This window comes from Jannaschia seosinensis (assembly GCF_001408515.1).
Lineage (GTDB): Bacteria > Pseudomonadota > Alphaproteobacteria > Rhodobacterales > Rhodobacteraceae > Jannaschia > Jannaschia seosinensis.
Window position 1 is genome coordinate 1 of the sequence record NZ_CYPR01000135.1, and the last position, 2,228, is coordinate 2,228.

Annotated in this window: 3 protein-coding genes; 1 reads left to right on the top strand and 2 read right to left on the bottom strand. The window is 65.4% G+C overall.

The window, feature by feature from the left end:
* The coding region (locus JSE7799_RS10400; protein ID WP_186201902.1) for a transposase at window positions 1-409 on the bottom strand (409 nt) is incomplete at its 3' end.
* A 107-nt stretch (window positions 410-516) separates the two neighbouring features.
* Window positions 517-1,755, bottom strand: a complete 1,239-nt coding sequence (locus JSE7799_RS10405) for a cytochrome b/b6 domain-containing protein (RefSeq protein WP_245624862.1) — start codon at window positions 1,753-1,755, stop codon at window positions 517-519.
* Between the two features lie 142 nt (window positions 1,756-1,897).
* Between JSE7799_RS10405 and JSE7799_RS10410 the strand changes: the two genes are divergently transcribed.
* Window positions 1,898-2,228, top strand: a 331-nt coding sequence (locus tag JSE7799_RS10410; RefSeq protein ID WP_186201903.1) for a transposase, incomplete at its 3' end; no start/stop codon positions are given.

Below are 2,228 nucleotides of genomic sequence, written 5' to 3' on the forward strand. Positions count from 1 at the left end.
TCATCTCGCGGCCCATGCGGATAAGGGCGCGGGCGTCGGGCAGGTTTTCCATGCGAGAGATCGTTGGCTGCGAACACAAGGCTGGCTCCGTTTCCGGGCCACGCTCCAGCGCGATCCTGAAGCTGGGATCGTTCCGCAGGGCTGCCGCGTCATTGCCGTCTTCATATCCCGCCGCGATCATCATGATCCGGAACCGGATGATGTCGCACAGGCTATGCTGAACTTTCGCCGGGTCACGCGGATCGCGCAGGCATCCAGCGAGCCGCTGCGCCAGACCCGCCCTGCGCTCGATCTCGCGCAGCAGGGTCAGTCCGGCGTCGGAGCTCATGTCGGCGCCGTCAAACCCGAGCAGGACCGGCTTACCGTTAAGGGGTGACAGGCGGGGCGTGGAGCACGTAGACTGGGTCATGGCGGAGGTCGTCCTCCTGAAAACTGCATGTTTGGCGTAAACAACCAAAACATACAGAGTTTCAGACAGTTACGCAACCTCCGCCGCCTTCTCGTGAATTATCCGGGCTAACCGTCGGCGCCACGGTCGGCCTCGAGGGCGACATTCACCGTCACACCGAACCCGACATTCGATTCGTCCGGATAACTCTCACCCATCGCGTAATCCCGACGGTCCAGGGCTATCTGCCCGGCCATGACCGCACGATCGCCGTCAATATCCAGATCGAACGGCAGGACGACCGGCACCTCCGCCCCGCGGATCGTCACCGCGCCATCGGCCACATAACCCACCTCGGCCTCGCGGATCACCCCGGTGAACCGCGCCGTCGGAAAGGCACCGGAAGCCAGGAACTCCTCCCCCGTCGCCTGCTGCGAAACCGAACCCAGGGCAAGCGAGCCGGTGGCGATCGACACCTCCACCGCACCAAGCGTGCCGTCCTCGCGCGGGGTCTCGTCAAAGTCGATGGCCGCATCCCAATCCGCGAAGCTGCCGGTCACCGCAGAGCCCATTTGCGTCACCGTGATCGACAGCGTCCCCTCGGTCACCGTCCAGTTCGACGTCCCCTCCGCCTCGACAGCCGCGGTCGACGCGATGACGGCGGAACCTTCCGGCGCGAGGTTCAGGCCCACGATCAATGTCGCGCCCCAGACGGCTACCGCCGCAATGGCGGGCACGCCGTGCCCCTTCGCCGCCGCAAGCCGAGCCGGCCGCGTGCCCCGCCACATTCGCCCGAACGTGTCATCGCGGTCGATCACGACATGCTTGACCGTGCCGGCTACGTGCAGGACCAGCGCACCGACAAGAACCTTCACGAAGGTCGTGTGCAGAACGGCCAGCCGCGCCGCCAGATCCGCATCCTGCGGCACGAAGGGCAGCGACTGCCCAAACGGCCACCAGATCGGCGCGAAGCCACTGGTCGCCGCATGCTCGGCCCAGCCCAGAGCCGGCACAAGCACGAGCGAGCCATAGAGCAGCCAGTGGACGATCGAGGCCAGAAACGCCTCCGCCCCGCCGTGAAGCGGCCGGGGATGCGGCTGGGTCATTGCCCAGAGGATGCGGGCCAGCGCCACGAAGAAGATCGTCACGCCGGTGGTCTTGTGGAACGAGAACAGAAACGCCTTGCGCGCCAGCTCCGCATCCGTCGCATAAGGCGCGTCATGGGCCAGCTTGCCCAGCACCAGAGCCGTCAGGATCAGAACCGCAATGGTCCAGTGGAACGACCGCGCGACCCAGCCATAGGTGGCGTCGGAGTTCGTCGCCGCGCGGCGGCGCTCGGGCGGCGGAATGTTGGCGGTGGCGGTCACGGCAATGTCCTCGGCTCGGTACGCGAGACGCCTAACCCGGATAATTCACGAGAAGGCGGCGGAGGTGGCGTAACCGTCTGAAACTATGTATTTTTTGGTTATCGACGCCAAAGATTCAGATTTCAGCAGGACGACCTCCGCCATGACCCAGTCTACGTGCTCCACGCCCCGCCTGTCACCCCTCAATGGCAAGCCGGTCCTGCTCGGGTTTGACGGCGCCGACATGAGCTCCGACGCCGGCCTGACCCTGCTGCGCGAGATCGAGCGCAAGGCGGATCTGGCGCAGCGGCTCGCTGGATGCCTGCGCGATCCGCGTGATCCGGCGAAAGTTCAGCATAGCCTGAGCGACATCATCCGTTTCCGGATCATGATGATCGCGGCGGGGTATGAAGACGGCAACGACGCGGCAGCCCTGCGGAACGATCCCAGCTTCAGGATCGCACTGGAGCGTGGCCCGGAAACAGGGCCGGCCT